Below are 25,846 nucleotides of genomic sequence, written 5' to 3'. Positions count from 1 at the left end.
CCCTTACGCGTAGATATCCGTCCAAAGCTCGTCCAAGGGCGGCTCTGGGCTTTCCTTGGCGAACTCGGCGCTTTCGTTGACGACCGCCTTGATGTCGCGGTCGATAGCCTTCAGGTCTTCGTCCGTCGCAAGACCCCCGGTCACCAGAAGATCGCGCACATGCTCGATCGCGTCCTTTTCCGACCGCATCTTTTCGACCTCTTCACGGGTCCGGTACTTGGCCGGGTCCGACATCGAGTGTCCGCGGTAGCGATAGGTCATCATTTCCAGAATATACGGCCCCTCGCCGGCACGGCAGGCGGCAACCGCCTTCTCGCCCGCAGCCTTGACCGCCAGCACATCCATGCCGTCGACGGCCTCGCCCTTGATGCCATAGGCCGCACCGCGCTCCCACAGCGACGGCGACTTGGTCGACCGCTTCATCGAAGTGCCCATCGCATACTGGTTGTTCTCGATCACGAACACCACCGGCAGGTTCCACAACTCGGCCATGTTGTAGGTCTCGTAGACCTGCCCCTGGTTCGCCGCCCCGTCGCCGAAATAGGCGAAGGTCACGTTGTCGTTGCCCTTGTACTTGTCGGCGAATGCCAGCCCAGCCCCCAGCGGCACCTGCGCGCCCACGATCCCGTGGCCGCCGTAGAAATGGCGCTCCTTCGAGAACATGTGCATGCTCCCGCCCTTGCCCTTGGAATAGCCGCCGATGCGCCCCGTCAACTCGGCCATCACACCCTTGGCATCCATGCCGCAGGCCAGCATATGGCCGTGGTCGCGATAGCTGGTGATACGCTTGTCACCCTCTTTCGCCGCGGCTTCCAGCCCGACGACGACCGCCTCTTGCCCGATATACAGGTGGCAGAACCCCCCGATCAGACCCATGCCGTAAAGCTGTCCCGCCTTCTCCTCGAAGCGGCGGATCAGCAGCATCTCGCGGTAATATTTCAGAAGCTCTTCGCGCGACACATTCGGTCTGTCGCTCGGTTTCTTTACGGCCATCGCTGGTATCCTCCCGTCGCTGGCAAAAGTAGTTTAGCCTTAAACCATCCTTAGCCTATCGGTGTTTATTGGGTCAAAACAAAAAACCGGCCCGTGGTCGGGGCCGGCGCATATCTGCCATGCAAAAACCGGTTGGCTCGCACCCGCCTTGCCGCTTCATCCTTGCGAAAATACTCCGGGGTGAGCCCGCTTGCGGGCGAGGGGCAGCGCCCCTTCTGTCCGGCGCAGGAAAAGCACGCGCCTAGCGGATCACGATCTCATCTGCCCGCACATAGCCCAGCACTTCGCGGGCCTGTTCGTCCAGCAGGTCCACATCCAGATAGGTGTCGGACAAACGCTTGGTCTTGTTCTGCATTTCCACCAGCTCCGCCGCCAGCTTGTCACGCTCGACGCGCAACCCCTCGGCCTCGGCGGAAATCTCGACCTGACGGAACACACCATAATCGCCCTGCACGGCGGCAAAGGTGAAATAGCAGCCCAAGGTCAGGGCCGTCAGGAAATACAGCATGGCCCCAAGCGAGGGGCGCGTTGCAAGCGTGCTCATCATCTGCCTCGTTCCGGCCTCTTGCGGGCGGGTCAGGCGATTCTGTCACAAACGAATCGCCGACGGAATCCCCCTTCGGTCACTCGCTACGCTTAATGAGTCTTTCTCGCCACAGAGCGACAGGGCAGGGCCGCCAGAACGGCCCCGCCCGCAGGGCTTACGCCCGACCCTTGTAGATATCGACCAGCTTGCCCAGCATCGCCAGCGCCTCGTCGCGCGGCCGCTGGAAGCTGTTGCGCCCGATGATCGACCCGTTGCCGCCGCCGTCACGGATGGCGCGGGCGTCGTCGTAAACCCCGTCCTCGCCCTTTTTCGCCCCGCCCGAGAACACCACGATCCGCCGCCCGCCAAACGACGCCTGCATGCAATGCCGCACGCGCGCCGCCTGCGATGCCACGTCGATCTTCTGGTCGAGGTAAACCTTCTTCGCCTCGCCCAGCATCAGATGGTCGGTGGAAAGCTTGATCTTGATGATATGCGCGCCCAGCAGTGCCGCGATCTGCGCGGCATAGGCCGCCACGTCGATCGCCGTCTCGCCATCCTTGGTCACCGCCTCGCCGCGCGGATAGGACCAGATCACGGTCGCCACCCCCTTTGCCGCAGCCTCCTGCCGCATGGCGGAAATTTCTTCGTACATCTCCAGCGCCATGTCGCTGCCGGGATAGATGGTGAAGCCGATGGCCGCACAGCCAAGCCGCAGCGCGTCATCCACCGACGCGGTGATCGCCTGATTGCGCCCCGCGGTATCGGACATCAGGCTGTTGGCGCTGTTCACCTTCAGAATCGTCGGGATCTGCCCCGCAAAGGTATCCGCCCCCGCCTCCAGCATCCCCAAGGGCGCCGCATAGGCGTTCAGCCCCGCATCGATCGCCAGTTGATAGTGATAATGCGGATCGTATCCCGCCGGATTGGCGGCAAAGGTGCGCGCCGGTCCATGTTCGAACCCCTGATCGACCGGCAGGATGATCATCTTGCCCGTCCCGCCCAGTTTGCCCTCCATCAGCATCCGGCACAGGTTGCCCTTCACACCGGGGGTTTCGCCTTCATAGAAGCTCAGGATTTTCTGGACGGTTTTCGACGCGCGCATTCTGTCATCCCTTTTGTCGTGACATATCGGGCAAAGGCCTTTCCCAAGCCCTTAATCCAAGCCGGAAGGCTGGCGCAAACCTGTTAGCGCAACCAGCGGCGAAATTCGCCGCTCAACCTGTGCGGATGCGGTTTTCCACCCCCGCAGCGCCCGAAACGGCCTGTGCCAGCGCCCCCGCCTCGTCGCGCTTCTCGGCGCTCGGGGCACGCCCGCGCAGCACAAGCGTGTCTTCGATATATTCGACCTGAACCTCGTCAAGCCCGATCTCGGGCGCGCCAAGGGCTGCAAGCACCCGCGCGATCATCGCATCGTCCGACCGTGGAGGAATCTCTTGTACCATCTGGCGTCCCTTGTCCTGCCAAAGCAGAACGCAGCACGGCGCAAGCCCGTTCCCCGCCCGTCAGTTTCCGGTCAGCGCGGCGACCCCCGGCAACTCCTTGCCCTCCATCCATTCGAGGAAAGCCCCCCCGCCGTCGAGATAAAGGTGAAATCGCCCGCCGCCCCCGCCGCGTTCAGCGCCGACACCGTATCGCCGCCCCCCGCGACCGAAACCAGCGCCCCCGCCTTGGTCAGCCGCGCCGCCACCTTCGCCGCCGCATTGGTCGCCGCATCGAACGGCTTGATCTCGAACGCGCCAAGCGGCCCGTTCCAGATCAGCGTCTTGCAGTCCGCAAACACCGCTTCCAGCGCCGCCACGGTCCGCGGCCCCGCATCCAGTATCATCGCATCCGCGGGGCAATCACCCACAGCCACGGTCTCGCTGTCCGCCCCCGCCTTGAACGCGCGCGCCACGACCACATCGACCGGCAGATGGATGGTGCAACCCGCCGCCTTGGCCTTGCCGATGATCTCCAGCGCCGTCGCCGCCATGTCGCGTTCGGCCAAGGATTTTCCAACCTCGACGCCCTGCGCCACCAGAAACGTATTCGCCATGCCCCCGCCGATCACCAGATGATCCACGCGCGTCACAAGATTGCCCAGCAGGTCGAGCTTCGTCGAAACCTTCGCCCCGCCCACGACCGCCACGACCGGACGCACCGGATTTCCCAGCGCCGCTTCCAGCGCCCGCAACTCCGCCTCCATCAACCGCCCCGCAGCATTGGGCAGCAGCCCCGCCAAAGCAGCGGTCGACGCATGCGCGCGGTGCGCCGCCGAAAACGCATCATTCACGAAGACATCGCCCAAAGCCGCCATCCCGGCTGCCAAAGCGGCATCGTTCTTCTCTTCGCCCGCATGAAACCGCGTGTTTTCCAGCAAGACCACATCAGCCATGCCCGCCGCCGCAATCGCCGCCTTTGCCGCCTCGCCCACGCAATCGGTCCCGAACACGACCTTGCGCCCCAAAGCCGCCCCGAGAGCCGCCACCACATGGCCCAGGCTCATCTCGGGCACCACCTTGCCCTTGGGCCGGTCGAAATGCGCCAGAAGCACCACCTTGCCGCCCCGCGCGATGATGTCTTCCACCGTTGGTGCGATCTTCTCGATCCGCGTCGCGTCCGTCACGCGGCCCGCTTCCATCGGCACGTTGATGTCGACCCTGACCAGCACGGTCTTTCCCGCCAACGCCACATCGTCGAGTGTCTTCCACGCCATCGCAGGCCCTCCAAGCCGATTTTGCCCCTCTTTCCGCGCATCCGGGCCATTCGTCAACCATGACGCAGCCATTTGCCCTTTCCATGACGCCTGACCGCCATTAGGTTCCCGCGCAGCAAATTCGCGAAGGAATCCGACATGGCCGAGATCAAAGACCCCGAAAACACCGTCATCGTCACCCTCAAGGATGGCGAGGTGGTTATCGAACTCCTGTCGGACATCGCCCCGAAACATGCCGAGCGGATGAAGGAACTCGCCCGCGCCAAGGCCTATGACAACGTGGCCTTCCACCGCGTGATCGACGGCTTCATGGCCCAGACCGGCGATGTCGAAAACGGCAATATGGAAAACAACTTCAACCTGCGCCGCGCAGGCACCGGCGGCTCCGACCTGCCTGACCTGCCCGCCGAATTCAGCAAGATCCCGCATGACCGCGGCACGCTGGGCGCGGCCCGCAGCCAGAACCCGAACTCGGCCAACAGCCAGTTCTTCATTAACTTCTCGAACAACCATTTCCTCAACGGCCAATACACCGTCTATGGCCGCGTGATTTCGGGCATGGAACATGTCGACAAGATCACCCGTGGCGAGCCGCCAGCCACTCCCGACCGCATGATCACCGTCCGGGTGGCCGCCGATGTCGCGTGACCGTCTGATCGCAGGGGGCATCTTCGCCCTCGGCCTTGCCGCCCTTGGCGGTTACGGCCTGTCGCAATCGGCAGCCGTGGCACAGGATGCGACCGACGGTCCAGGCCCCAACCTGACGATCGAGGTTGCAGGCTCCACCACCGGCACCGTGACCATCGACCTTGCCTCGGATGTGGCCCCGAATCACGTGGCGCAGATCGTGGCGCTGGCGAAAGAGGGTGCCTATGACGGCGTGGTCTTTCACCGCGTCATCAACGGCTTCATGGCCCAGACCGGCGATGTGCAATACGGCAAGTATGGCGGCGACACGTCGATGGCGGGCACCGGCGGGTCACAACTGCCTGACCTTGCAGCCGAATTCTCGTCGATGCCGTTTGATCGCGGCGTCGTCGGCATGGCCCGCTCGATGGATCCGGATTCGGCCAACAGCCAGTTCTTCATCATGTTCGCCCCCGCGCCGCACCTTGACGGGCAATACACCGTGGTCGGCCATGTGATCGCGGGCATGGACGTGGTCGATGCCGTCAAAAAAGGCGACGATGCCGCTAATGGCGCGGTGATCGACCCCGACTACATGGCCACGGTTACCGTGGCCGAGTGAGTTTGTAAGGGGGCGGAAACGCCCCCTTTTCCTATGTGACCTGCCGCAGGTGCGGCAGGGGTATCAGTGTGGTTGGTATGAGTGTTTTGCACCCCGTCGGGGTCTTGTTGATCAATCTCGACACGCGGGGCGACCGGCTTTCGGCCATGACCCGCATGCTCGATGCGATGGGCATCGCCTGTCACCGCATATCGGCCGTCGATGGCCGAAGCGTTCCCCAAGCCGACCTCGCCTGTTCGCGAAAGACCGGCCCCATCGGCGCGATGCCCGACACCACACGTGCCTGCACCGCCAGCCACGTCAAGGCATGGCAGCACATCGTCGACACCGGCCTACGCCATGCCCTGATCCTCGAGGATGACGCGGTGCTGCACCCGGACGTCACCGCCCTGATAGCCGATGACGGCTGGATTCCGGCTGGCGTCGATCTGGTCAAGGTCGAGAAATTCGCCCCCAAACGCGCCTCCAAGATCCTTGCGGGAAAGGTGCTCGCCCGCACCCCGGCGGGTCAGAGAGAGGTGCGGCGCATGTACTCGCGCCATACCGGATCGGCGGGCTACATCATCTCGCGCAAAGGGGCCGAAATCGCGCTCTCGCTCTCGGGCAGTTACGACGTGCCGGTCGACCACCTTTTGTTCAACGAAACCGTCTCGCGCCTCTGCGGGCTGCTGCGCCCCGCAATCGTGGTGCCGCCGCTGGTCTGGCAGGATAACAGCGTCGGCCTCGGCTCGGATATCAAGGCCCCGCGGCTTGCCGAAAACAACGCGGTGCGCCGCAAGCCGTTTGCCAGACTTGCCCTCTCGCTGCGCCGCGCGGCAAACGAGGTCAGCCTGCTGCACATCCAGCTTTTCCTTCTGGCGACAGGTCGGGCGCAGGTCGTCACCCTGACGACCCCGCAGTCGCGGGGCAGGGCGCTTCCGGGCCTGTGGCGCAAGATATGGGCCAGCGACAGCGCCTGACCGCGCTGCAGCCAACCCCAAGGCACCGCACACACGCGGCTCGGGGCGCAAAGACCCGTCGGGTCGGCAATACCCCGAGACGGCGCCGGACCGCGGCTAAAGCCCCGCTCCGGCGCCCGCTTGCCCGTTCAGGCGTGGCCCAGCACCACCAAAGCGTGGCGCTTCCTGCCCGCCGTCAGCTTCAACGGCTCCGCCAGATCGCCCGCGCCATAGCGCAGACCGGCGTCGAGCACGGTCTCGTCGTTCACCCGCGCCCCGCCTTCGGCGATCAGCCGCTTGGCGTCCTTGCCGCTCGCCGCCAGCCCCGCGCGCACGAACAACTGCACGATCCCCACGCCATCGGCCACCTCGGCCACCGACAGCGCAACGGTCGGCAGATCGTCGCCGATCCCGCCCTGTTCGAACACCTGCCGCGCCGTAGCTTCCGCCGCCTCTGCCGCCTCGGCCCCGTGCAGCAGCGTCGTCACCGCATTGGCCAGCACGATCTTGGCGGCATTCACCTCTGACCCGGCAAGCGCGCCCAAACGGTTGCATTCGTCCAGCGGCAGGTCGGTGTACAGCTTCAGGAACCGCCCCACATCGGCATCGGTCGTATTGCGCCAGAACTGCCAGAATTCATACGGGCTGAGCAGATCGCCATTCAGCCACACCGCACCGTTCTGGCTTTTGCCCATCTTCTTGCCATCGCTGGTGGTCAGCAGCGGCGAGGTCAGCCCGTAAACCTCATGGTCCACCACCCGCCGTGTGAGGTCCACTCCGTTGACGATATTCCCCCACTGGTCGCTGCCCCCCATCTGCACCAGACAGCCATAGCGGCGGTTCAGTTCCAGAAAGTCGTAAGCCTGCAAGATCATGTAGTTGAACTCGAGGAAGCTCAAAGACTGCTCGCGGTCCAGCCGCGATTTTACCGATTCAAACGACAGCATCCGGTTGACGCTGAAATGCTTGCCGATGTCGCGCAGGAAGCCGATGTAATTCAGCTGGTCCAGCCATTCGGCATTGTTCACCATCACCGCATCGGTCGGCCCGTCCCCGAACGTGACATAAGGCGAAAACGCCCGCTTGATCCCTGCGATATTGCCGTCGATCTGCGCGTCGGTCAGCAAAGGCCGCTCGTCGGCGCGGAAAGACGGATCCCCGATCTTGGTCGTGCCCCCACCCATCAGCACGATCGGCTTGCCACCGCATTTCTGCAACCAGCGCAGCATCATGATCTGGATCAGGCTGCCCACATGCAACGACTTGGCCGTCGCATCGAACCCGATATAGCCGGGCACCACGCCCTTTGCGAAAGCCTCGTCCAGCGCCTGATAATCCGTGCAATCGGCAAGATAGCCGCGCGTCATCATCACGCGCATGAAGTCCGATTTGGCATGGTAGGTCATGGGGCACCCGTGCTTTAAATTGCGCTTGGCGGTATAGTCGGGCTTTGGCCCGAAAGAAAGGGGAGCAGCGGCAAATGCAAAAGGGCGGCGCGGTCTGGGCCTTGGGCACCATGTCGGGCACCTCGCTCGACGGGGTCGATGCAGCAATGGTTCTGACCGATGGCACCCGCATCTTCGACTTCGGCCCCACCGCCTACCGCCCCTATTCGCCTGCCGAACAGGCCACCATCCGCGCAGCCTTTGGCCAATGGCCGGGCGATCCTGCCGTGGCCGCCGCCGCCGCCGTGGTTGAGTCCGCCCATGCCGAACTCATGTCGCGCTTCACGGGGGCGGAAATCGCAGGCTTTCACGGCCAGACCCTCGCGCATGATCCGCAGGGTCAGGGCACGCATCAGGCCGGAGACGGCGACCTGCTGGCCCGCACGCTCGGCCTGCCCGTAGTCTGGGATTTCCGCAGCGCCGATGTTGCCATGGGCGGGCAGGGCGCGCCGCTCGCCCCCTTCTACCACTTCGCGCTGGCCCGCCATATCGGCGCGGCGCTTCCCCTCGCCATCCTCAACCTCGGCGGGGTCGGCAACGTCACATGGATCGACCCGCGCCAGACCGCGCCTGAACATGCGGGCGCACTTCTCGCCTTCGACACCGGCCCCGCCAACGCCCCGCTCAACGACCTGATGCAGCGCCTGACCGGCACCCCGCAAGATGCGGGCGGTGCCTTTGCCGCTACCGGAACGGTGGACGAAACGCTGATCGACCGCTTCCTGACCCATCCCTATTTCTACCGCATGCCGCCCAAGTCACTCGACCGCAACGATTTTCACGCCAGCCTCGACGTAACCCACCTCGCACCACAAGACGCCGCAGCCACCCTTACCGCCGCAATCGCCGCCAGCGTGGCGCGCGGCGCGGAGCATTTCCCCACCCAGGTCGCGCGCCTGCTCGTAACGGGCGGCGGACGCCACAACGCCACCCTCATGTCCCAACTTTCCACCCGCCTCCGCCTTGACGCCGAACCGGTCGAAGCGGCAGGCCTTGACGGCGACATGCTGGAAGCGCAGGCCTTCGCCTTCCTCGCCGTGCGCGTGGCGCGCGGCCTGCCCACCTCCGGCCCCACGACGACAGGCGTTCCCGCACTGGTCGGCGGGGGCAAGGTCAGCAGGCCCTGACGGGTTTGCTTGCTTCGATCAGGCCTTTGCGGGCGGGGAAACGCGACCCGCGTTTCCCCGCCCGTGGCACCACACTGCAACCAGACCTGTTGTCCCGCGAACCCCCAAAGGCCAGCGCCCGCCATGGGCGGGGCGGGCGCTGGCCGTGTGCTTTGGGCACACGGCACGATGGCGGAACACGCAGCGCGTGGCAAAGGCACGCGCCTTTACCATTTCTCGCACCTTAGCCCCTACTTCTGCCGGACCAGCGAAACCGTATAGATGACCAGAGCCGCCCAGATCATCGGAAAGGCAATCGCCCGCGCCATTCCGAAGGGTTCGCCGAACAGGAAAACCGCCGTCAGGAAAATCAGCGTCGGAGCGATGTATTGCAAAACGCCGATGGTCGACAGCCGCAACAGCTTTGCCCCGTTGGCGTAAAGCATCAAGGGCACCGCCGTCACGACCCCCGCCCCCAAAAGCAGCGCAACCGTCCCGCCCCCCGCCGTGAACAGCGCGCCTTCCGTTCCCCGCCACAGCAGATACCCAAGCGCAAAAGGCGACAGGATCAGCACTTCCAGCATGAAGCCCTGATTGGGGCCAATGGGCAGCATCTTCTTGAAATAGGCATAAGCGCCCCAACTCAGCGTCAGCCCGATGGCCACGACCGGCACCGCCCCCGCCTCGACCGTCAGGACCACCACGGCGAGCGCGGCCAGCGCAATCGCCGCCTTCTGCGCCAGCGACATCCGCTCTTTCAGCAAAACCGCGCCAAGGAAGACCGAAAACAACGGGTTGATGTAATAGCCCAGCGCCGCTTCCAGCGCATGGCCCGACTGGATCGCCCAGACATAGATGCCCCAGTTGATCGTGATCAGCGCCGCCGTCACCGCTCCCATGACCAGCATGCGCGGCGTCTTCAGCGCGGCCTTCAACTCGGCGGTCCGCCCCAGCCAGATCAGCACCAGCCCCGCCACTGGCACCGACCAGATCACGCGATGCGCGATGACCTCGGCCACAGGCACGGCAGCAAGCGCCTTCATGTAGAGCGGCAGAAAGCCCCACAACAGATAAGCGGCAAGCGCGAAGGCAAAGCCGCGCGGTGTATCGATGTTCGGTTTGGCGCTGGTCATGCGTCGGGCATAGCCCGCCCGCCCGAAAGCCACCACGCCCAACTTGTCACCCTGACAATTCCGCCGCGCTCGGGGGGCTTCCCGCCCCCTGACGGCGCGCGTCCCGCGCCCCTCCCCCCGGATACCTGCGACACGCAAAACGGGGTCGCGGCAACCTGCGATCTTCTCCGTGTCTGAAATATCCTCGGGAGACGCCCGCCGCCAAAGCCGGACGCGCCGCCTGCGCGGCGGTCCTCTCCCTCTCCCCACGGGGGAGAGGGTCGGGGAGAGGGGGCAAGGGGCAAGAGGGTCTGGGAGAGGGGGCAAGGGGCAAGAGGGTCTGGGAGCGGGGGCGGGGGGCACCGGGGGGCCGCCAAAAGAAAAAAAGCCCCCGCTGTCAGGCGAGGGCAATTCCTTAACCGATCTTCATGCCTTTCGGCAAAACGTCTGCATCGGTCGTGCATCGGTTGTGCAGTGCAAGGCCCTGATCCGACCGGAAAGCGCAGGCTTACGCCCGCAGGATCGACCGGCCCGCGTATTCCGCCGTGGCACCCAGCATTTCGTCGATACGGATCAACTGGTTATACTTCGCCAACCGGTCCGACCGCGACAGCGATCCGGTCTTGATCTGCCCGCAGTTCGTCGCGACCGCCAGATCGGCGATCGTGGCGTCTTCCGTCTCGCCCGACCGGTGGCTCATCACGTTGGTATACCGCGCACGATGCGCCATATCGACGGCCTCCAGCGTCTCGGTCAGCGTGCCGATCTGGTTGACCTTGACCAGCATGGAATTGGCGCAACCCCTTGAAATACCTTCCGCAAGGCGGCGCGGATTGGTCACGAACAGATCGTCGCCGACCAGCTGGATCTTGTTGCCGAGCGTCTCGGTCAACAGCTTCCAGCCTGCCCAGTCATCCTCCGAGCAGCCGTCCTCGATCGAGATGATCGGATAATCCGCAGCCAACCCCGCAAGGAAGGCGACATTCTCCTCGATGGACAGCGATTTCCCCTCGCCCTTCATCTCGTAACGGCCACCCTTGAAGTATTCGGTCGCCGCGCAATCGAGCGCGAGGTAGATATCCTCGCCCGGACGGTACCCTGCTTTTTCGATCGATTTCAGAATGAAATCAAGCGCATCGCGGGCCGAGTTCAGGTTCGGCGCAAAGCCGCCCTCGTCGCCGATGCCGGTGTTGTGGCCTGCCGCCTGAAGCTCTTTCTTCAGCGTGTGGAACACTTCCGACCCCATGCGGATCGCGTCGCGGATATCATCCGCGCCGACCGGCATGATCATGAATTCCTGAATGTCGATCGGGTTGTCGGCATGCTCGCCGCCGTTGATGATGTTCATCATCGGCACAGGAAGCACCCGCGCCGAGGTGCCGCCGATGTAGCGGTAAAGCGGCTGTCCAGTCACTTCCGCAGCCGCTTTGGCCACCGCCAGCGATACGCCCAGAATGGCATTCGCTCCAAGGCGCGACTTGTTCGGCGTGCCGTCCATCTCGATCATGGTGCGGTCGATGCCAACTTGCTCGGTCGCGTCAAACCCTACCAATTCCTCGGCAATTTCGCCATTCACCGCGGCGACCGCTTCCAGCACGCCCTTGCCCATGTAGCGCGACTTGTCGCCATCGCGCCGCTCGTTCGCCTCATGCGCGCCGGTCGAAGCGCCCGAGGGCACCGCCGCGCGGCCCATCGCGCCGCTTTCCAGTGTCACATCCACTTCCACCGTGGGATTGCCACGGCTGTCGAGGATTTCGCGGGCGTGAATGTCGATGATCGTGCTCATGGGCTGTAGGCCTCCTTGGGCTGACGAATGGTGCTCTCGCGGCTTGCTTTAGCGGCTTGGCGTTTACAAGGAAAGTGTGCGTTTGCGGGCCCGTTCGCGGGCAAATGTGTAAAGTCCCGAGCCGATGATGACCAATCCACCCAACAGCGTCATGACATCCGGCCGCTCGCCGAAGACCAGTACCCCCAAGGCAACGCCGAAGATCAGCCGCGAATAGCGAAAGGGGGTTATCACCGACATCTCGCCCAGCCGGTTCGCCGCCGTCAGCGCCCAATAGGCAGCAATGCCGAAAGCCAGCGCCCCGCCCACGTAACCGGCTTGCGCCGCCGCCGGAACCTGCCCCCCGCCCGACACGGAAAGCATCCCCGCCCCCAGCACGGCCACGGCCAGAAACCCCCAGACCGAAAGCTGCATGGTGGTGATTTCCGCAGGCATCCGCCGCGTGAACAGGTCGCGCGCGCCAAGGCCAAAGACCGCCAGCACCGCCCAAAGCGCGTTCGGATCGAACCCCTCAAGACCGGGGCGGATGATCAGAAGAACCCCCAGAAAGCCCACGACAATCGCCGTCCAGCGCCGCCAACCCACGGTTTCGCCAAGGAAAAGCGCAGCCCCCATGGTCACGGCCAGCGGCATGGCCTGTGCCACCGCCGACACCGTCGACAAAGGCGCCAGCGTCAGGGCCGTCACGAACCCGTATGTGCCGATCATCTCGCCCAGATTGCGCCCGATGACCGCCGGATGCAGCGCCGCCCTCACGAACGTCCGCTGTCCTTGCGCCCGCGCCATGGCCGCAAAGACCGCCGCCCCGACCAACCCGATCATCAGCAAAATCTGCCCCGTGGGCAGGTCGCTTGCGGCCCATTTGATGAACATATCCTCCATGGCAAAGCCCGCCATGGCCGCGACCATCAAAAGGATGCCGCGCAGATTGTCCCTTGCGTGCGTCATCTTCAGCTTTTCTTGACCGGAACGCCCAATAATTCGAGCCGATGCCCGACAAGGCGATACCCCAACCGCTCTGCAATCCGCTCTTGCAGCGCCTCGATTTCAGGATCGACGAATTCGATGACCTCGCCTGTGTTCACATCGATCAGGTGGTCGTGATGGTCACGCTCGGCATCCTCGTAGCGCGCACGCCCGTCGCCGAATTCCAGCCGGTCGAGGATTCCGGCCTCTTCGAACAGCTTCACCGTGCGATAGACCGTTGCGATCGATATGCGCGGATCGACACGCGCGGCGCGGGCGTAAAGCTCTTCGACATCGGGGTGATCCTCGGCCTCGCCGATCACGCGCGCCACTATCCGGCGCTGTTCGGTCATCCGCAGGCCCTTGGCCTCGCAGCGGGCAATGATATCTGCCATCGGGCAAGCCTTCGCATCTGTCTGTTCCGGCGTTTAAGCCATCTGCCGTCGCAGGGCCAGTGCTTTCCCCCCGTCATGCGCGATCGCCCGCCCCTGGCAAAGGCGCCGCTGCCCTTGACAGGGCTTCGTGCGCCGACACAGGCTTTGCCGCAAAGGGCAGGGTGGCAGGATGCGGAAGGATCGGCTCGATACCGTGGGGGCTGTGGCCCTGCTTGGCGTGACGCTGCTTCTGGCTGCGAACCAGATCATGGTCAAATTCGTCAACGCCGGTTTGCAGCCGGTGTTCTTCGCGGGGCTTCGGTCGCTTCTGGGGGCGCTCTTTGTTTGGGCATGGCTGTGGGGCAGGGGGCGGCCGCCGGTGTTGCAGCGCGAGCATCTTGCACCGGGCCTGCTGATCGGCACGGTCTTCGCGGCCGAATTTCTTTGCCTTTTCGTGGCGCTCGACCTGACCGCCGTAAGCCGCGCCTCGGTCATCTTTTATTCGATGCCGGTCTGGATGGCGATTCTGGCGCATTATGGCCTTCCGGGCGAGCAGATCACGCCGACCAAAGCGGCGGGTCTTTTGTGCGCCTTTCTCGGCACGGCTTGGGCGATCGTGTCGCGGTCCCCTTCGACCGGTGGCACCCTGCTGGGCGATCTTTGTGCGCTTGCGGGGGCCTTCGGCTGGGCGGGCACTGCCTTTATCGCCCGAAAAAGCAAACTGCGCGAGGCCGGGCCAGAGATGCAGCTTTTCTGGATGGTGCTTGTGTCCGGGCCGATCCTGCTTGCGCTCTCGCCCCTGTTCGGCCCGCTGATCCGCGATTTGCAGCCCCTCCATATAGCGGGGCTGTTGTTCCAATCCTCGGTCGTGGTGGCGGGCGGCTTCATCTGCTGGCTCTGGCTCTTGTCGGTCTATCCTTCCGCCACTGTGGCGAGTTTCTCGTTTCTGACGCCGGTCTTTGCCATCTTCATGGGCTGGTTACTCTTCGACGAGACGATCACGATGGCGATTCTCGGGTCGGGCGCGCTTGTTGCTCTCGGGATCGTCCTGATCAATCGTCGCAAAGCGTTGCCCGGCGGGAATCGCCCCGCCGTTTGATCCACATTGAAGCAGGCGGCCTCGCCCTTCCCGGGGGCCCCGGTGCAAGTGCGCTGATTGAAAAGATTTTTTTCAACCATCCCCAAAGCTTTGCGGTTTTGTCCACAGCGTAGCCCACAGGTTGAGCAAACCTTTGCGGCGGTTGATGCGTGCCCGTGGGTGTGACGCAAAATCCGTCAAGGCAAAAATCCTCACAAAAAGTAAAATAAACCGTTTGAAACGAGCCGGAAATTACGACACCTTGACGAAGTAGTCGGGAAGGCCACAACATTTAGTGGCCAGTCAAGATCGGGCAAAGATCACATCGCACAGCCAGCATAAGGTCAGATGCTGCAGCTTGCCTCTTTGGGGCGGGGCGATCCCATTTTGCCTTCGGCTATTGAATTTCATGACGGGCGAAGCCCGCGGCAGAGAACGGGAGACGGGGCAGATGAAAGTCGAACGCAAGTTCACAACCGAAGCAACCGGCGCATATGGCGCGATGGCCTTTAACATAACCACATCGGAAATCCGCAATCCGGACGGCAAGATCGTCTTCCGCAATGACGCGGTCGAGGTGCCGGACGGCTTCAGCCAGGTCGCGTCAGACGTTCTGGCGCAGAAATACTTCCGCAAGGCGGGCGTTCCGGCGAAGTTGAAGCGCGTCAAGGAAAAGGGCATTCCCGAATTCCTGTGGCGCTCGGTCCCCGATGAAGCCGCGCTTGCAGACCTGCCCGAAGCGGAACGCTTTGTCGGCGAAACCTCGGCCAAGCAGGTCTTTGACCGTCTGGCAGGCGCATGGGCCTATTGGGGATGGAAGGGTGGCTATTTCACCTTCGAATCCGATGCCCGCGCCTATTACGACGAGATGCGCTTCATGCTGGCCCGCCAGATGGCCGCCCCGAACAGCCCCCAGTGGTTCAACACCGGCCTGCATTGGGCTTACGGCGTCGATGGTCCGGCGCAGGGCCATTATTATGTCGACTATCAGACCGGCAAGCTGACCAAATCGGAAAGCGCCTACGAACACCCCCAGCCCCATGCCTGCTTCATCCAGTCGGTCAAGGATGATCTGGTCGGTGACGGCGGCATCATGGACCTATGGGTGCGTGAAGCGCGTCTGTTCAAATACGGCTCGGGCACCGGTACCAACTTTTCCTCGCTTCGGGGCGAGGGCGAAAAGCTTTCGGGCGGCGGCAAGTCGTCGGGGCTGATGGGCTTTTTGAAAATCGGCGACCGGGCGGCGGGCGCCATCAAATCGGGCGGCACCACGCGCCGCGCGGCCAAGATGGTGATCTGCGATATGGATCACCCTGATGTCGAAGCCTTTGTGAACTGGAAGGTGATCGAAGAGCAAAAGGTCGCCTCTCTGGTGGCGGGCTCCAAGGCGCATGAGCTGAAACTGAACGAGATCTTCACGGCGATCCGCCAATGGGACGGATCAGCCGAAGACTCGGTCGATCCGGCCAAGAATGCGGCGCTGAAGGCGGCGATCAAATCGGCCAAAAAGGCCATGATCCCCGACACTTACACCAACCGCATCCTGCAATACGCAAAGCAGGGCTTCACATCGATCGAATTCCCCACCTATGACGTTGACTGGGATTCCGAGGCCTATATCACCGTGTCGGGCCAGAACTCGAACAACTCGGTCCGCGTGACCGATGCCTTCCTGACAGCGGTGAAGAACGACGACGACTGGGCGCTGATCCGCCGCACCGATGGCAAGACCGCCAAGACCATCAAGGCCCGCGACCTGTGGGATCAGGTCGGCCACGCCGCATGGGCCTGCGCCGATCCGGGCATCCAGTTCCATGACACCGTCAACGCCTGGCACACCTGCCCCGAAGACGGCGCGATCCGCGGGTCGAACCCCTGCTCGGAATACATGTTCCTCGATGACACGGCCTGCAACCTTGCCTCGATGAACCTGCTCACATTCTTCCGTGACGGCAAGTTCGACGCCGAAGCCTATATCCACGCGACCAAGCTTTGGACGATCACGCTGGAAGTCAGCGTCATGATGGCGCAGTTCCCGTCCAAGGAAATCGCGCAACTTTCGTATGATTTCCGCACCTTGGGCCTTGGCTACGCCAATATCGGCGGGCTCTTGATGAACATGGGCCTCGGCTATGACAGCGTGCAGGGCCGCGCCCTTTGCGGTGCCTTGACCGCCATCATGACCGGCGTTTCCTATGCCACCAGCGCCGAAATGGCGGGCGAGCTTGGCGCCTTCTCGGGCTACCAGCGCAACGCCAAGCACATGCTGCGCGTCATCCGCAACCACCGCAACGCCGCCTATGGCAAGACCACGGGCTACGAGGCGGTCAACGTGAACCCCGTCGCACTCGACCACGCAAATTGCCCCGACCAGACGCTCGTCGCCCTAGCCAAATCGGCTTGGGATGAAGCGCTGGCGCTGGGCGAAAAGCACGGCTACCGCAACGCCCAGACCACCGTGATCGCGCCCACCGGCACCATCGGTCTGGTGATGGACTGCGACACGACCGGCATCGAGCCTGACTTTGCCTTGGTCAAGTTCAAGAAGCTGGCCGGTGGCGGCTACTTCAAGATCATCAACCAGTCGGTTCCGGCGGGTCTGGAGGCCTTGGGCTATTCGTCGTCGCAAATCGCGGAAATCGTGGCCTATGCCGTGGGCCATGGCTCGATCGGCAACTGCCCCGGCATCAACCACACCGCGCTGATCGGCCACGGCTTCGGCCCGCGCGAGTTGGAAAAGATCGAAAGCGCGCTGCCTTCGGCCTTCGACATCCGCTTCGTCTTCAACCAGTGGACGCTGGGCGAGGATTTCTGCAAGGGCACCCTCGGCATTCCGGCCGAAAAGCTCGCCGATCCGACCTTCGACCTGCTTCGTCACCTCGGCTTCACAAAAGCCCAGATCGACGCGGCGAACGACCACGTTTGCGGCACCATGACGCTTGAAGGTGCGCCTTTCCTGAAAACCGAACACTATTCGGTCTTCGATTGCGCCAATCCGTGCGGCAAGACCGGCAAGCGCTATCTGTCGGTCGAAAGCCACATCTACATGATGGCGGCGGCGCAATCCTTCATCTCGGGCGCGATCTCGAAGACGATCAACATGCCCAACTCGGCCACCATCGACGAAACGCTGGCCGCTTACGAATTGTCGCACTCGCTCGGCATCAAGGCCAATGCGCTGTACCGTGACGGCTCGAAACTGTCGCAGCCCCTGGCATCGGCGCTGGTCGAGGATGACGAAGAGGCTGAAGAAGTCCTTGCCTCCGGGTCGGCACAGGAAAAGGCCGCCGTTCTGGCCGAGAAGATCGTCGAAAAGATCATCTACCGCGACGTGATCCGCACCAACCGCGAAAAGCTGCCCGAACGCCGCAAGGGTTACACCCAGAAGGCCATCGTTGGCGGGCACAAGGTCTATCTTCGCACCGGCGAATATGGTGACGGGCGCTTGGGCGAAATCTTCATCGACATGCACAAGGAAGGCGCGGGCTTCCGCGCGATGATGAACAACTTTGCCATCGCGATCTCGGTCGGCCTGCAATACGGCGTGCCGCTGGAAGAGTTCGTCGAAGCCTTCACCTTTACCCGCTTCGAACCGGCGGGCATGGTGCAGGGCAACGACAGCATCAAGAACGCGACCTCGATCCTCGACTACATCTTCCGCGAGTTGGCGATCAGCTATCTCGACCGCACCGATCTGGCCCATGTCAAACCCGAAGGCGCGTCCTTCGACGACCTTGGCCGCGGTGATGTCGAAGGCAAGCGCAACTTTGGCGAGGTGTCCGATAATCAGGCGTCGAAGTCGATCGAGATGCTGAAATCGATTTCCTCGACCGGGTACCTGCGCAAGCGTTTGCCGCAAGAACTGGTGGTTTTCCAGGGCGGGCTTGCATCCAGCGTGCAACCCTTGGGGGCCGAGGCGATGACGATGACCAGCTTCGTCGCCGAAACCTCGATGACTGCGCTTGCGTCTGGCACGGTCAGCATGGACGCCCGCACCAAGGCAAAGATGCAAGGCTACGAGGGCGACCCCTGCGGCGAATGCGGGAATTACACCCTCGTGCGCAACGGCACCTGCATGAAGTGCAACACCTGCGGCGGCACCAGCGGCTGTAGCTGACGCCGTTCGTGCCTTTGTAGCTGCGGCAAAAGTTTGTCGTGCGGGCCCCTTCGGGGGCCCGTGCCGTTTGACAGGTACCCTCCGTGGGCGCTGGATGGGTTTACTGCAATAGCGATACGGGGCCGCCAAATGCCGATTGCTTCTTCTGCGGGCACCCGTCCTACGACAGAAACGCTTACTCTGCGCTACTCGCGCGGTAGGTCGCACGGTCCAGCCAGTCCGGGTTGATTTCCACACCCCAGCCCGGTTCGGCGCTGATCGTGGCATGGCCGTCTTCGATACGGTAGGGGTCGTTCCGGAACAAGCCTTGTTGCCACGGGTAGTAATCGGCGCCTTCGATCGAGAATTCGAGGTATTTGCCAGCGTTTGGCAGGGCCTTGAGCAAATGCATGGTGCATATGGTCACAAGGCCGAGATTGGCTGCGTGCGGTGTCACGGGTAGGCCGACGCGGGCGGCCATGCGCGCGACGTGCAAGGTGCGGTGGATGCCGCCCATATACATCACGTCGGGCTGAACGATATCGACCGCGCCACGGTCGAGCATCAATTGCCAGCTTGAATATTCGCAGTCCTGCTCGCCCCCCGTCACATCGAGGGCGAGGGCGTCGCGCACCTCGGCTGTGGCGTCATAGTCCCAGTAGGGACAGGGTTCTTCGAAATGGCCGATGCCGTGGTCTTCCAGCATCTGCCCCACCTTGATGGCGCGGGTGGGCGAATAGCAGGAATTGGCGTCGACCAGTTTGTCGATACCGTCACCCAAGGCTTTGGCGACGGTGGGGATCACCTCTTCGGTGCGGCCGGGCCACTCGTCCAGGTCGCGACCACATTCGCGCCCGACCCGCCATTTGAAGGCGGTGAAGCCCTGTTCGTCGCGCAGTCTGACGAAGCGTGCGGCTTCATCGACAGGCGTGATGTCGCGCTTCATCGAGGAGGCATAGGCGCGCAGTTTGCCAGGGGTGCCGCCGAGAAGTTCGACGACCGGCTTTCCTTGCAGTTTGCCGTTAAGGTCCCAAAGGGCCGTGTCGAGACCAGCCATGGCGCGGCGCAGATAAGAGCCGGGAAACTTGTGTTCGCGTTCTTGGATCAGGGCCAGCGTATCGGCGAAATCGGTGGCGTCGGTTCCCAGCGCATGGGGGGCGATCTGTCGGTGGAAGACTTCGACAGTTATGTCGGCCAGGTAGGACGACACCTGACCCCAGCCTTGCGCGCCCGTTTCTGTCGTGACGCGCGCAAAGGCGAGGTCGGCAGTGCCAAAGGTCTCGAGCCGCGTGATCTTCATTCTGTCCCCCTGAAACTGGCATCGCCCCGCATTTACGCACGTCAGACAATCGTGGAGAGGCCCCGGCGTCTGTTCCGTTAGCGACCTTTCTTCGCCGGGAGCCTGCGGCCCCATCCGTTCGGATATGGCCGTGTCAGGCTGGGCCGCGTCCGAAAGCCGAAGGTCGGGGTCGGCCACCGACCGATGGGCCGGACAACCTGCGCGGGCACGCTATTCGCAAAACAAGCGCAAGGGACAGGCCGTGGGGGCCGGTCCGCATCGGGTAGAAACCTATGGGCGCTTTGGCATTGGACGCGGCAGACCTTCGGGTCGTGCAGAAAAGTCTCGAGATCACCGATCTGGACTTCGGTTACAGGTATGGATCGTTCCGGTCGGTCGACCGGTTCCTCGGGCAACTTTCCGATACGCATGTTGGCTTGATCACCTGGCCAGGCGGCAGCCTTTCTGAAAAAGACCCCGGCCGTTACGGCTTCGACTTTGACGGGCTGTTCAACCCCGCGCTGAACAAACCCGGGTTGGCCGAGATGTTCACGATTGCCCGAGAAGAAGGGGTAGGGCTGTCTGTGGTATTGCCGACAGCGCGCTATGACGGAAACGACGCGGCCCTGCGGACGGATGTGCGCGAATTCATGGGCAAAGTGCTTTCGGGGCATTACGGCACCCCGCCGACGCATCTGCAATTCGAGGTCGGCAACGAATGGTATTGCGTCTTTGGCAACGGCATCGCGGATGCACAGGCTTATGGCCACGTGGCCGATATCTATGTGGACGAGATTTCTTCTGCCTTGAATGATCCTTCGGTCAATCGGATCGGAGCCGATATCTCGATTGCGGTGCAGTCCGGGCGCACGATGGCCGAGGATGCGGCGGTGCGGTCCGAATTCCAGGATGATCACCTTGCCGAGGTCGATCTGGTCACCCATCACCGCTTTGCCTTTACAGCGGTCGGTGTCGACAAGTCGGTGGATGAGGTCGGCCGTATCCTCGACGCGTGGGAGGCAGACGCCCGCGACGTAGGCGGCGACCGACCCGCGCTTTTTCTGGGCGCCTACAACGTAGGGTCCCTGACGCGGGAAGAAGCACTTGACGACTATATCAAGGCGGAAACGGCCGACGGGCACGCGATCACGCTTGGTGACATCGATCTGGACGGGCGCAGTGATACGGACTTCGAGCGGTTCTGGCAGGCTGCGCTGGACAAACGCGACTACGGCGCCGAGCATCCGCGCCTCTTGCTGGAGAATTTTGCCGAATATGGCGGCGAGGGGATGGGAGCTGCTGCAACCTATGGTTCGGATACGGAGCACTCCGGCCGGCTGTCCACGCAAGATACCTATGGCAACGCGCAGCATTTCGTCGGACAGGACATGCTGGACATGCTGGGCGAATCGACCGTCGGCACGCGGGTTCTGAGCATCAGCCTCGGGAACGACCGCAGCGATTCCGTCTGGACGTATGCGTTCGAAAACGACGACAAGCTGGTGGTGTTCCTGTCGGCTGACAAAGCGCCTCCGGGAAAGATGACGGTTTCGCTCGAAGGGTTGGGGACGACCTATAAAGCGGTGTACGGCGATAGCCTGGCCTCGCAGGTTCCGACCGACTGGATGGAACGGTTCGGGGTCCCCGACAACCCGGCAGTAGACGAGACGAACGAGGGCAAGGGTTATGCTATCGGTGTGCGCGAGGCCGCGACGCCGGTCATCACCGAGACTGGCGTCACGGTCGATTTGGACAAGCCCTACGAGGTGATCCGCCTCAGCTTTGCCAAAAGCGACGCCGGTCTGCACGAGATCGAAGGCTATACCGAAGATCACGGGGTGGAACTTGCCGGCTCGGAGACGGTGCATGGCTTTACCTTCGAAGCGGCGGACGATCCTGACCATCTGGCGACTGCAGCGATGATGTCCGACCTTCCAAGCGTACAACCGGACGACCAGCCAGACCTGCAGGAGGAGTCCGCAGATCATGCCGATAGCGGGTCGGATTTCGGCGCGGGCGGATTCTTGCTCGCCCTGCTGCCGTTCTTGTTCCTGCTTTAAGCTGCCGGGTCCGCCTCGCGTCGGTTCCAGCGGATCGAGGACCAGAGCGACACACCGATCAGCGCCGCGCCGCCAAGGCCGGTGATGACCTCGGGGATGTGGGTGATGGTCTGGCAGAACATGATCACCGACAGGATCAGGATGGCATAGAAGGCGCCATGTTCGAGGTAGCGGTATTGTTGCAGCGTGCCGCGTTCCACGAGCATGATCGTCATCGAACGCACATACATGGCCCCGATGCCAAGCCCGATGGCGATGACGAACAGATTGTCGGTCAATGCGAATGCGCCGATCACGCCGTCGAACGAGAACGAGGCGTCGAGCACTTCGAGGTAAAGGAAGGCGCCGACCCCGCCCTTGGCCGCCGCCGACAGGGTTTGCTGGCTTTGGTCGAGCAGGCCGCCGATGAATTCGACGACAAGGAAGGTGAGCAGACCGTAGATCGCCGAGGTGGTAAAGGCGGTGCTTTCGGCACCGGGCAGAAGTTTGGCGAAGATCAGGATGAAGATCAGCACCACGCCCACCTCGACCCCGCGGATTGTGGCGGTGCGCGACACGCGCTCTTCAAGCCAATGTACCCAGTGCACGTCTTTTTCGGCGTCGAAGAAATAGGTCAGGCCGACCATCATCAGGAAAGCCCCGCCAAAGGCCGCGATGGGCAGGTGCGCGTCATGCATGATGCGCGAATATTCCGCCGGTTGGGTCGAGGCGAGCACCACGGCCTGCCACGGGCCTATTCCTGCGGCGATGACGACGATGAGCAAGGGAAAGACGATCCGCATGCCGAAGACCGCGATCAGTATGCCCCAAGTCAGAAAGGCGCGCTGCCATTCGGGGCGCATGTCCTTGAGCTTGTTGGCGTTGACGATGGCGTTGTCGAACGAGAGCGAGATTTCAAGCACGGCGAGCACAGCGCAGATGAAGAAGACGGCGAGCATCCCCCCAATCGTGCCGGTGGAAAGCCATCCCAGCCATGCGCCGAGGAGCAGGCCAAGGGCGGTGACGATGAAGGCCCATGTGAAATAGGACAGGGTGGGTTTGGCTTCAGAAAAGGGAGTTCCGGTCATTGGGGCAGGTTCCTGAGACCCGTGCATTGCGGGCAGCGCGGCGCAAGATGCGTCGGGGCCGGATCGGGGCCAATGCCATGCTGCGGGTCCATGCGACGTTCATTTCCGCGGTGCCGACATCACGGACGCGTCGCAAACGTCCGCCAGAGGGGCCCGGTCACCAGGGTTTTTGCCCCATGCCGAGGCGTAACGCGACAATGGCGCATCGCAGAGAAAAGGCAAGCCGGTTGCGGTTGGTTCCCTATGGGTCACCTTGGCGGAACAAGGCCGCGAGCGCTGCGGTGTCGATGGCGGGCAGCATGCCGCCCGGTGGTTTGAAGGTGGGGACGGGGTCAGCGGCGACAAGAGCGTTTACGATCGCCTCGTCCGTGGCCTCGACCGCAGCGAGATAAAGCGGATCTATGTGGTGCGGGTTCAGCGTGGCCGCTTGGTTCAGATATCCGGCGCTGTCGGGCATGGGGCCGATATCGGCGGTGGAAAAGGCAAGGAAGATGTCGCCCGAGGAATTGCCCCCTGCCGTGCCGGTCCGCCCGATGCCGAGGGCGGCGCGCTTGGCGAGAGCCTTCAGCGACAAAGCCGAAAGCGGCGCATCGGTGGCTAGGATGACGATGATCGACCCCGTCTCGCGCGGCAAGGGGGATACATCAGGCATCAGGCTGGCGAGCGGTTTGCCAAGGATCGTCAGCCAGTCGCGCAGGCCGTGATTGGCTTGAACAAGGGCGCCGAGCGTATATTCCTGACCGATGCTGATGCGGCGCGAGGCGGTGCCGGTGCCTGCCTTGAAGCCGTAAGCCACCATGCCGTTGCCGCCGCCTATATTGCCTTCGGCTACGGGGCCTGCGGCGGCTGTAGCGATGGCAGCGATGGCGTGGTAAGGGGTGACGCGCATGGCGTTGATGTCGTTGAGCCTGCCGTCATAGGTTTCGGCCACCACCGGCATGGCCCAGGCGTGACCGGCGAAATGGCTGGCGTAATGGTCGATCATCCATCGGGTGGCGCCCGTGTGGCAGGCCCCGATCGCATGGGTGTTGGTGATCAGGATCGGTCCGCCGAAATAGCCCGCGTCGTCGATCCAATGCGTGCCGGTCATCTCGCCATTGCCGTTGAACGAGAAATGGCCCGCCATGACGGGGCGGGGGTGGTCCGCATCCTGACGCGTGCGGACCGCGGTGACACCGGTGCGCAGATGGATTTCAGGGTCGGTCAGGGTGGTGAAGCCGACGCTGACGCCCGCCACATCGGTGATGGCATTAAGCGGGCCGGGGGTGCCGCGAAATGGCAGGCCAAGGTCACGGGCGCGGGGTTTTGCTTTGGTCATGGTGCCAGAGTGGGGGCTTTGGCTGCGCCTGTAAAGCCGCGCCTGTGGCACGCGTCGCGGCGGGGGGCTTTGCGCCCCCCGCACCCCCCTCGTGGGTCGCTACGATGCCGTGCGTTGCGCCATGGGCTGATGTTGCGCCATGGATATTTGTGCCAAGGAGAAGGGCAAGGGCGGGCGTTCCCCCTTCTCCTTGGTTCAAATATCCCGGGGGTGCGGGGGCTGGCCCCCGCCCTGTGCGGCGAAACCTGCACTGGACTTATCGGCACGGGTCTGTTGGTCCTATAGCGGAAGGGTGCAGTAGGGGAATATGCTGCCCAAGACCCCGCGCTTTGCGGGGCTATCGCCATTTCACCGAAAGGACGCGCCCCATGGAAGGGTTGGACCGTTTCAACGACATCAGCGAAGTGGTCGAGGCCGACCGCGCCCATGTCTGGCATCACCTGAGCCAGCACAAGCAATATGAAACCGGCGTCGATCCGCGCGTGATCGTCGAAGGCAAGGGCATGAAGGTCTGGGATGCCAAGGGCAAGGAGCATCTCGACGCCGTGTCCGGTGGCGTCTGGACCGTAAACGTGGGCTACGGGCGCGAGAGCATCGCCAATGCGGTGCGCGACCAGCTGATCAAGATGAACTACTTCGCAGGCGCGGCAGGCTCGATTCCCGGATCGATCTTTGCCCAGCGGCTGATCGAGAAGATGCCGGGCATGGCGCGGGTCTACTATTCCAACTCGGGGTCGGAAGCGAACGAGAAGGTCTACAAGATGGTGCGCCAGATCGCGCACAAGCATCATGGCGGAAAGAAGTGGAAGATCCTGTATCGCGACCGCGATTATCACGGCACGACGATTGGCACGCTGGCGACCAGCGGTCAGGACCAGCGGGCGATGCAATACGGCCCCTATCCCGAAGGCTTCGTGCGGGTGCCGCATTGCCTCGAATACCGCAAGCAGTGGGACGTGGAAAACTACGGCGAGCGCGCGGCCGAGGCCATCGAAGAGGTGATCCTGCGCGAGGGGCCGGATACGGTGGGCTGCCTCGTGCTGGAACCGGTGACGGCTGGCGGTGGCGTTATCGTGCCGCCGAAGGGCTATTGGGAGAAAGTGCAGGAGATTTGTCGCAAGTATGACATCCTGCTGCATATCGACGAGGTCGTCTGCGGACTGGGCCGCACCGGCACGTGGTTCGGCTACCAGCATTACGGCATCCAGCCCGATTTCGTGACCATGGCCAAGGGTGTCGCCAGTGGCTACGCCGCGATCTCCTGCACGGTGACGACCGAAAAGGTCTTTGCCCTGTTCAAGGACGACCCGACCGACACCATGAGCTATTTCCGCGATATCAGCACCTTTGGCGGCTGCACGGCAGGCCCTGCGGCGGCGCTGGAGAACATGGCAATCATCGAGCGGGAAGGCCTGCTGGAAAACACCATCAAGATGGGCGATTACTGCCTGCAAAGCCTGCATGGGCTGATGGAAAAGCACAAGGTGATCGGCGATGTGCGCGGCAAGGGGCTGTTCCTTGGCGCCGAACTGGTGGCCGACCGCGTGACCAAGGAAGCGGCGGATGAAAAGAAGGTGATGGCGGTGGTGGCCGACTGCATGGCGCAAGGGGTGATCATCGGCGCGACCAACCGTTCGCTGCCGGGGCTGAACAATACGCTGTGTCTTTCGCCCGCGCTGATCGCCACCAAGGATGATATCGACCATATCATCGACGCGATGGACGGGGCGCTGGGCCGCGTCTTCGCCTGACCCG

At 63.1% G+C, this 25,846-nt stretch carries 20 protein-coding genes and 1 pseudogene; 8 read left to right on the top strand and 13 right to left on the bottom strand.

The features are described 5' to 3' along the window. Positions 1-3 precede the first annotated feature (3 nt). The 5 genes and pseudogenes from pdhA to HYN69_RS10835 form a co-directional block, all read right to left on the bottom strand. Positions 4-993: a pyruvate dehydrogenase (acetyl-transferring) E1 component subunit alpha gene (gene pdhA, locus HYN69_RS10855; RefSeq protein ID WP_108435748.1), complete on the bottom strand. Its 990-nt coding sequence runs from the start codon at positions 991-993 to the stop codon at positions 4-6. 241 nt (positions 994-1,234) lie between these two features. Further along, positions 1,235-1,537, bottom strand: a complete 303-nt coding sequence (locus tag HYN69_RS10850; protein ID WP_108437162.1) for an FtsB family cell division protein — start codon at positions 1,535-1,537, stop codon at positions 1,235-1,237. Between the two features lie 157 nt (positions 1,538-1,694). Then, entirely contained in the window at positions 1,695-2,624 is a 930-nt protein-coding gene (locus tag HYN69_RS10845) for a class I fructose-bisphosphate aldolase (RefSeq protein ID WP_108435747.1), read from the bottom strand. 112 nt (positions 2,625-2,736) lie between these two features. Then, positions 2,737-2,964, bottom strand: a complete 228-nt coding sequence (locus HYN69_RS10840; protein ID WP_108435746.1) for a BON domain-containing protein — start codon at positions 2,962-2,964, stop codon at positions 2,737-2,739. 60 nt (positions 2,965-3,024) lie between these two features. Further along, a pseudogene (locus HYN69_RS10835) lies at positions 3,025-4,217 on the bottom strand (phosphoglycerate kinase). A gap of 138 nt (positions 4,218-4,355) precedes the next feature. Here HYN69_RS10835 and HYN69_RS10830 point away from each other — a divergent pair. The 3 genes from HYN69_RS10830 (at position 4,356) to HYN69_RS10820 (ending at position 6,425) form a co-directional block, all read left to right on the top strand. Continuing rightward, the gene (locus tag HYN69_RS10830; protein ID WP_108435745.1) at positions 4,356-4,865 is read left to right on the top strand and encodes a peptidylprolyl isomerase; all 510 of its coding nucleotides are present in this window, start codon (positions 4,356-4,358) and stop codon (positions 4,863-4,865) included. Beyond that, a complete protein-coding gene (locus HYN69_RS10825) occupies positions 4,855-5,466 on the top strand; it encodes a peptidylprolyl isomerase (protein ID WP_108435744.1) in 612 nt (203 codons plus the stop codon). Before HYN69_RS10830 ends, HYN69_RS10825 begins: the two co-directional genes overlap by 11 nt. A gap of 104 nt (positions 5,467-5,570) precedes the next feature. Next, positions 5,571-6,425: a glycosyltransferase family 25 protein gene (locus tag HYN69_RS10820; protein WP_216824595.1), complete on the top strand. Its 855-nt coding sequence runs from the start codon at positions 5,571-5,573 to the stop codon at positions 6,423-6,425. Between the two features lie 128 nt (positions 6,426-6,553). Here HYN69_RS10820 and tyrS read toward each other — a convergent pair whose 3' ends face one another. After that, on the bottom strand, positions 6,554-7,810 hold the full coding sequence (gene tyrS / locus HYN69_RS10815; RefSeq protein WP_108435742.1) for a tyrosine--tRNA ligase: 1,257 nt from the start codon (positions 7,808-7,810) through the stop codon (positions 6,554-6,556). Between the two features lie 74 nt (positions 7,811-7,884). Between tyrS and HYN69_RS10810 the strand changes: the two genes are divergently transcribed. After that, positions 7,885-8,976, top strand: a complete 1,092-nt coding sequence (locus tag HYN69_RS10810; RefSeq protein ID WP_108435741.1) for an anhydro-N-acetylmuramic acid kinase — start codon at positions 7,885-7,887, stop codon at positions 8,974-8,976. 230 nt (positions 8,977-9,206) lie between these two features. Here HYN69_RS10810 and rarD read toward each other — a convergent pair whose 3' ends face one another. From rarD to HYN69_RS10790, 4 genes are all read right to left on the bottom strand, one after another. Further along, a complete protein-coding gene (gene rarD, locus HYN69_RS10805) occupies positions 9,207-10,088 on the bottom strand; it encodes an EamA family transporter RarD (protein WP_108437161.1) in 882 nt (293 codons plus the stop codon). A 487-nt stretch (positions 10,089-10,575) separates the two neighbouring features. Next, positions 10,576-11,853 (bottom strand): phosphopyruvate hydratase, encoded by a 1,278-nt coding sequence (eno, locus tag HYN69_RS10800; protein ID WP_108435740.1) that lies wholly within the window; start codon positions 11,851-11,853, stop codon positions 10,576-10,578. 63 nt (positions 11,854-11,916) lie between these two features. After that, positions 11,917-12,801 carry a DMT family transporter gene (locus HYN69_RS10795; RefSeq protein ID WP_108435739.1) on the bottom strand — a complete coding sequence of 295 codons (885 nt, stop codon included), beginning with the start codon at positions 12,799-12,801 and terminating at the stop codon, positions 11,917-11,919. A gap of 2 nt (positions 12,802-12,803) precedes the next feature. Beyond that, entirely contained in the window at positions 12,804-13,214 is a 411-nt protein-coding gene (locus tag HYN69_RS10790; protein WP_108435738.1) for a Fur family transcriptional regulator, read from the bottom strand. A gap of 169 nt (positions 13,215-13,383) precedes the next feature. Between HYN69_RS10790 and HYN69_RS10785 the strand changes: the two genes are divergently transcribed. After that, entirely contained in the window at positions 13,384-14,292 is a 909-nt protein-coding gene (locus HYN69_RS10785) for a DMT family transporter (protein WP_108435737.1), read from the top strand. A gap of 430 nt (positions 14,293-14,722) precedes the next feature. Then, complete coding sequence (locus tag HYN69_RS10780) at positions 14,723-18,388, top strand: vitamin B12-dependent ribonucleotide reductase (protein ID WP_108435736.1); 3,666 nt, start codon at positions 14,723-14,725, stop codon at positions 18,386-18,388. Positions 18,389-18,563: 175 nt separating this feature from the next. Here the strand turns inward: HYN69_RS10780 and HYN69_RS10775 are convergent, their stop codons facing one another. Then, positions 18,564-19,667, bottom strand: a complete 1,104-nt coding sequence (locus HYN69_RS10775; protein WP_108435735.1) for a mandelate racemase/muconate lactonizing enzyme family protein — start codon at positions 19,665-19,667, stop codon at positions 18,564-18,566. Between the two features lie 311 nt (positions 19,668-19,978). Between HYN69_RS10775 and HYN69_RS10770 the strand changes: the two genes are divergently transcribed. Further along, positions 19,979-21,706: a hypothetical protein gene (locus HYN69_RS10770; RefSeq protein WP_216824594.1), complete on the top strand. Its 1,728-nt coding sequence runs from the start codon at positions 19,979-19,981 to the stop codon at positions 21,704-21,706. On the opposite strand, the gene HYN69_RS10765 is transcribed toward HYN69_RS10770, so the two are convergent. Continuing rightward, positions 21,703-22,773, bottom strand: a complete 1,071-nt coding sequence (locus HYN69_RS10765) for a DUF475 domain-containing protein (RefSeq protein WP_108435733.1) — start codon at positions 22,771-22,773, stop codon at positions 21,703-21,705. The two genes, HYN69_RS10770 and HYN69_RS10765, sit on opposite strands and share 4 nt — an antisense overlap. Before the next feature lie 241 nt (positions 22,774-23,014). Beyond that, positions 23,015-24,091 (bottom strand): DmpA family aminopeptidase, encoded by a 1,077-nt coding sequence (locus tag HYN69_RS10760; RefSeq protein WP_108435732.1) that lies wholly within the window; start codon positions 24,089-24,091, stop codon positions 23,015-23,017. A gap of 368 nt (positions 24,092-24,459) precedes the next feature. Here HYN69_RS10760 and tpa point away from each other — a divergent pair, with 368 nt between their 5' ends. Then, positions 24,460-25,842, top strand: coding sequence for a hypotaurine--pyruvate aminotransferase Tpa (tpa, locus tag HYN69_RS10755; RefSeq protein ID WP_108435731.1), 1,383 nt, complete (start codon positions 24,460-24,462; stop codon positions 25,840-25,842). Positions 25,843-25,846 lie beyond the last annotated feature (4 nt).

Source organism: Gemmobacter aquarius (assembly GCF_003060865.1).
In the GTDB taxonomy this organism is placed as follows: domain Bacteria; phylum Pseudomonadota; class Alphaproteobacteria; order Rhodobacterales; family Rhodobacteraceae; genus Paragemmobacter; species Paragemmobacter aquarius.
This window is presented reverse-complemented; position numbering and strand designations above follow the sequence as displayed.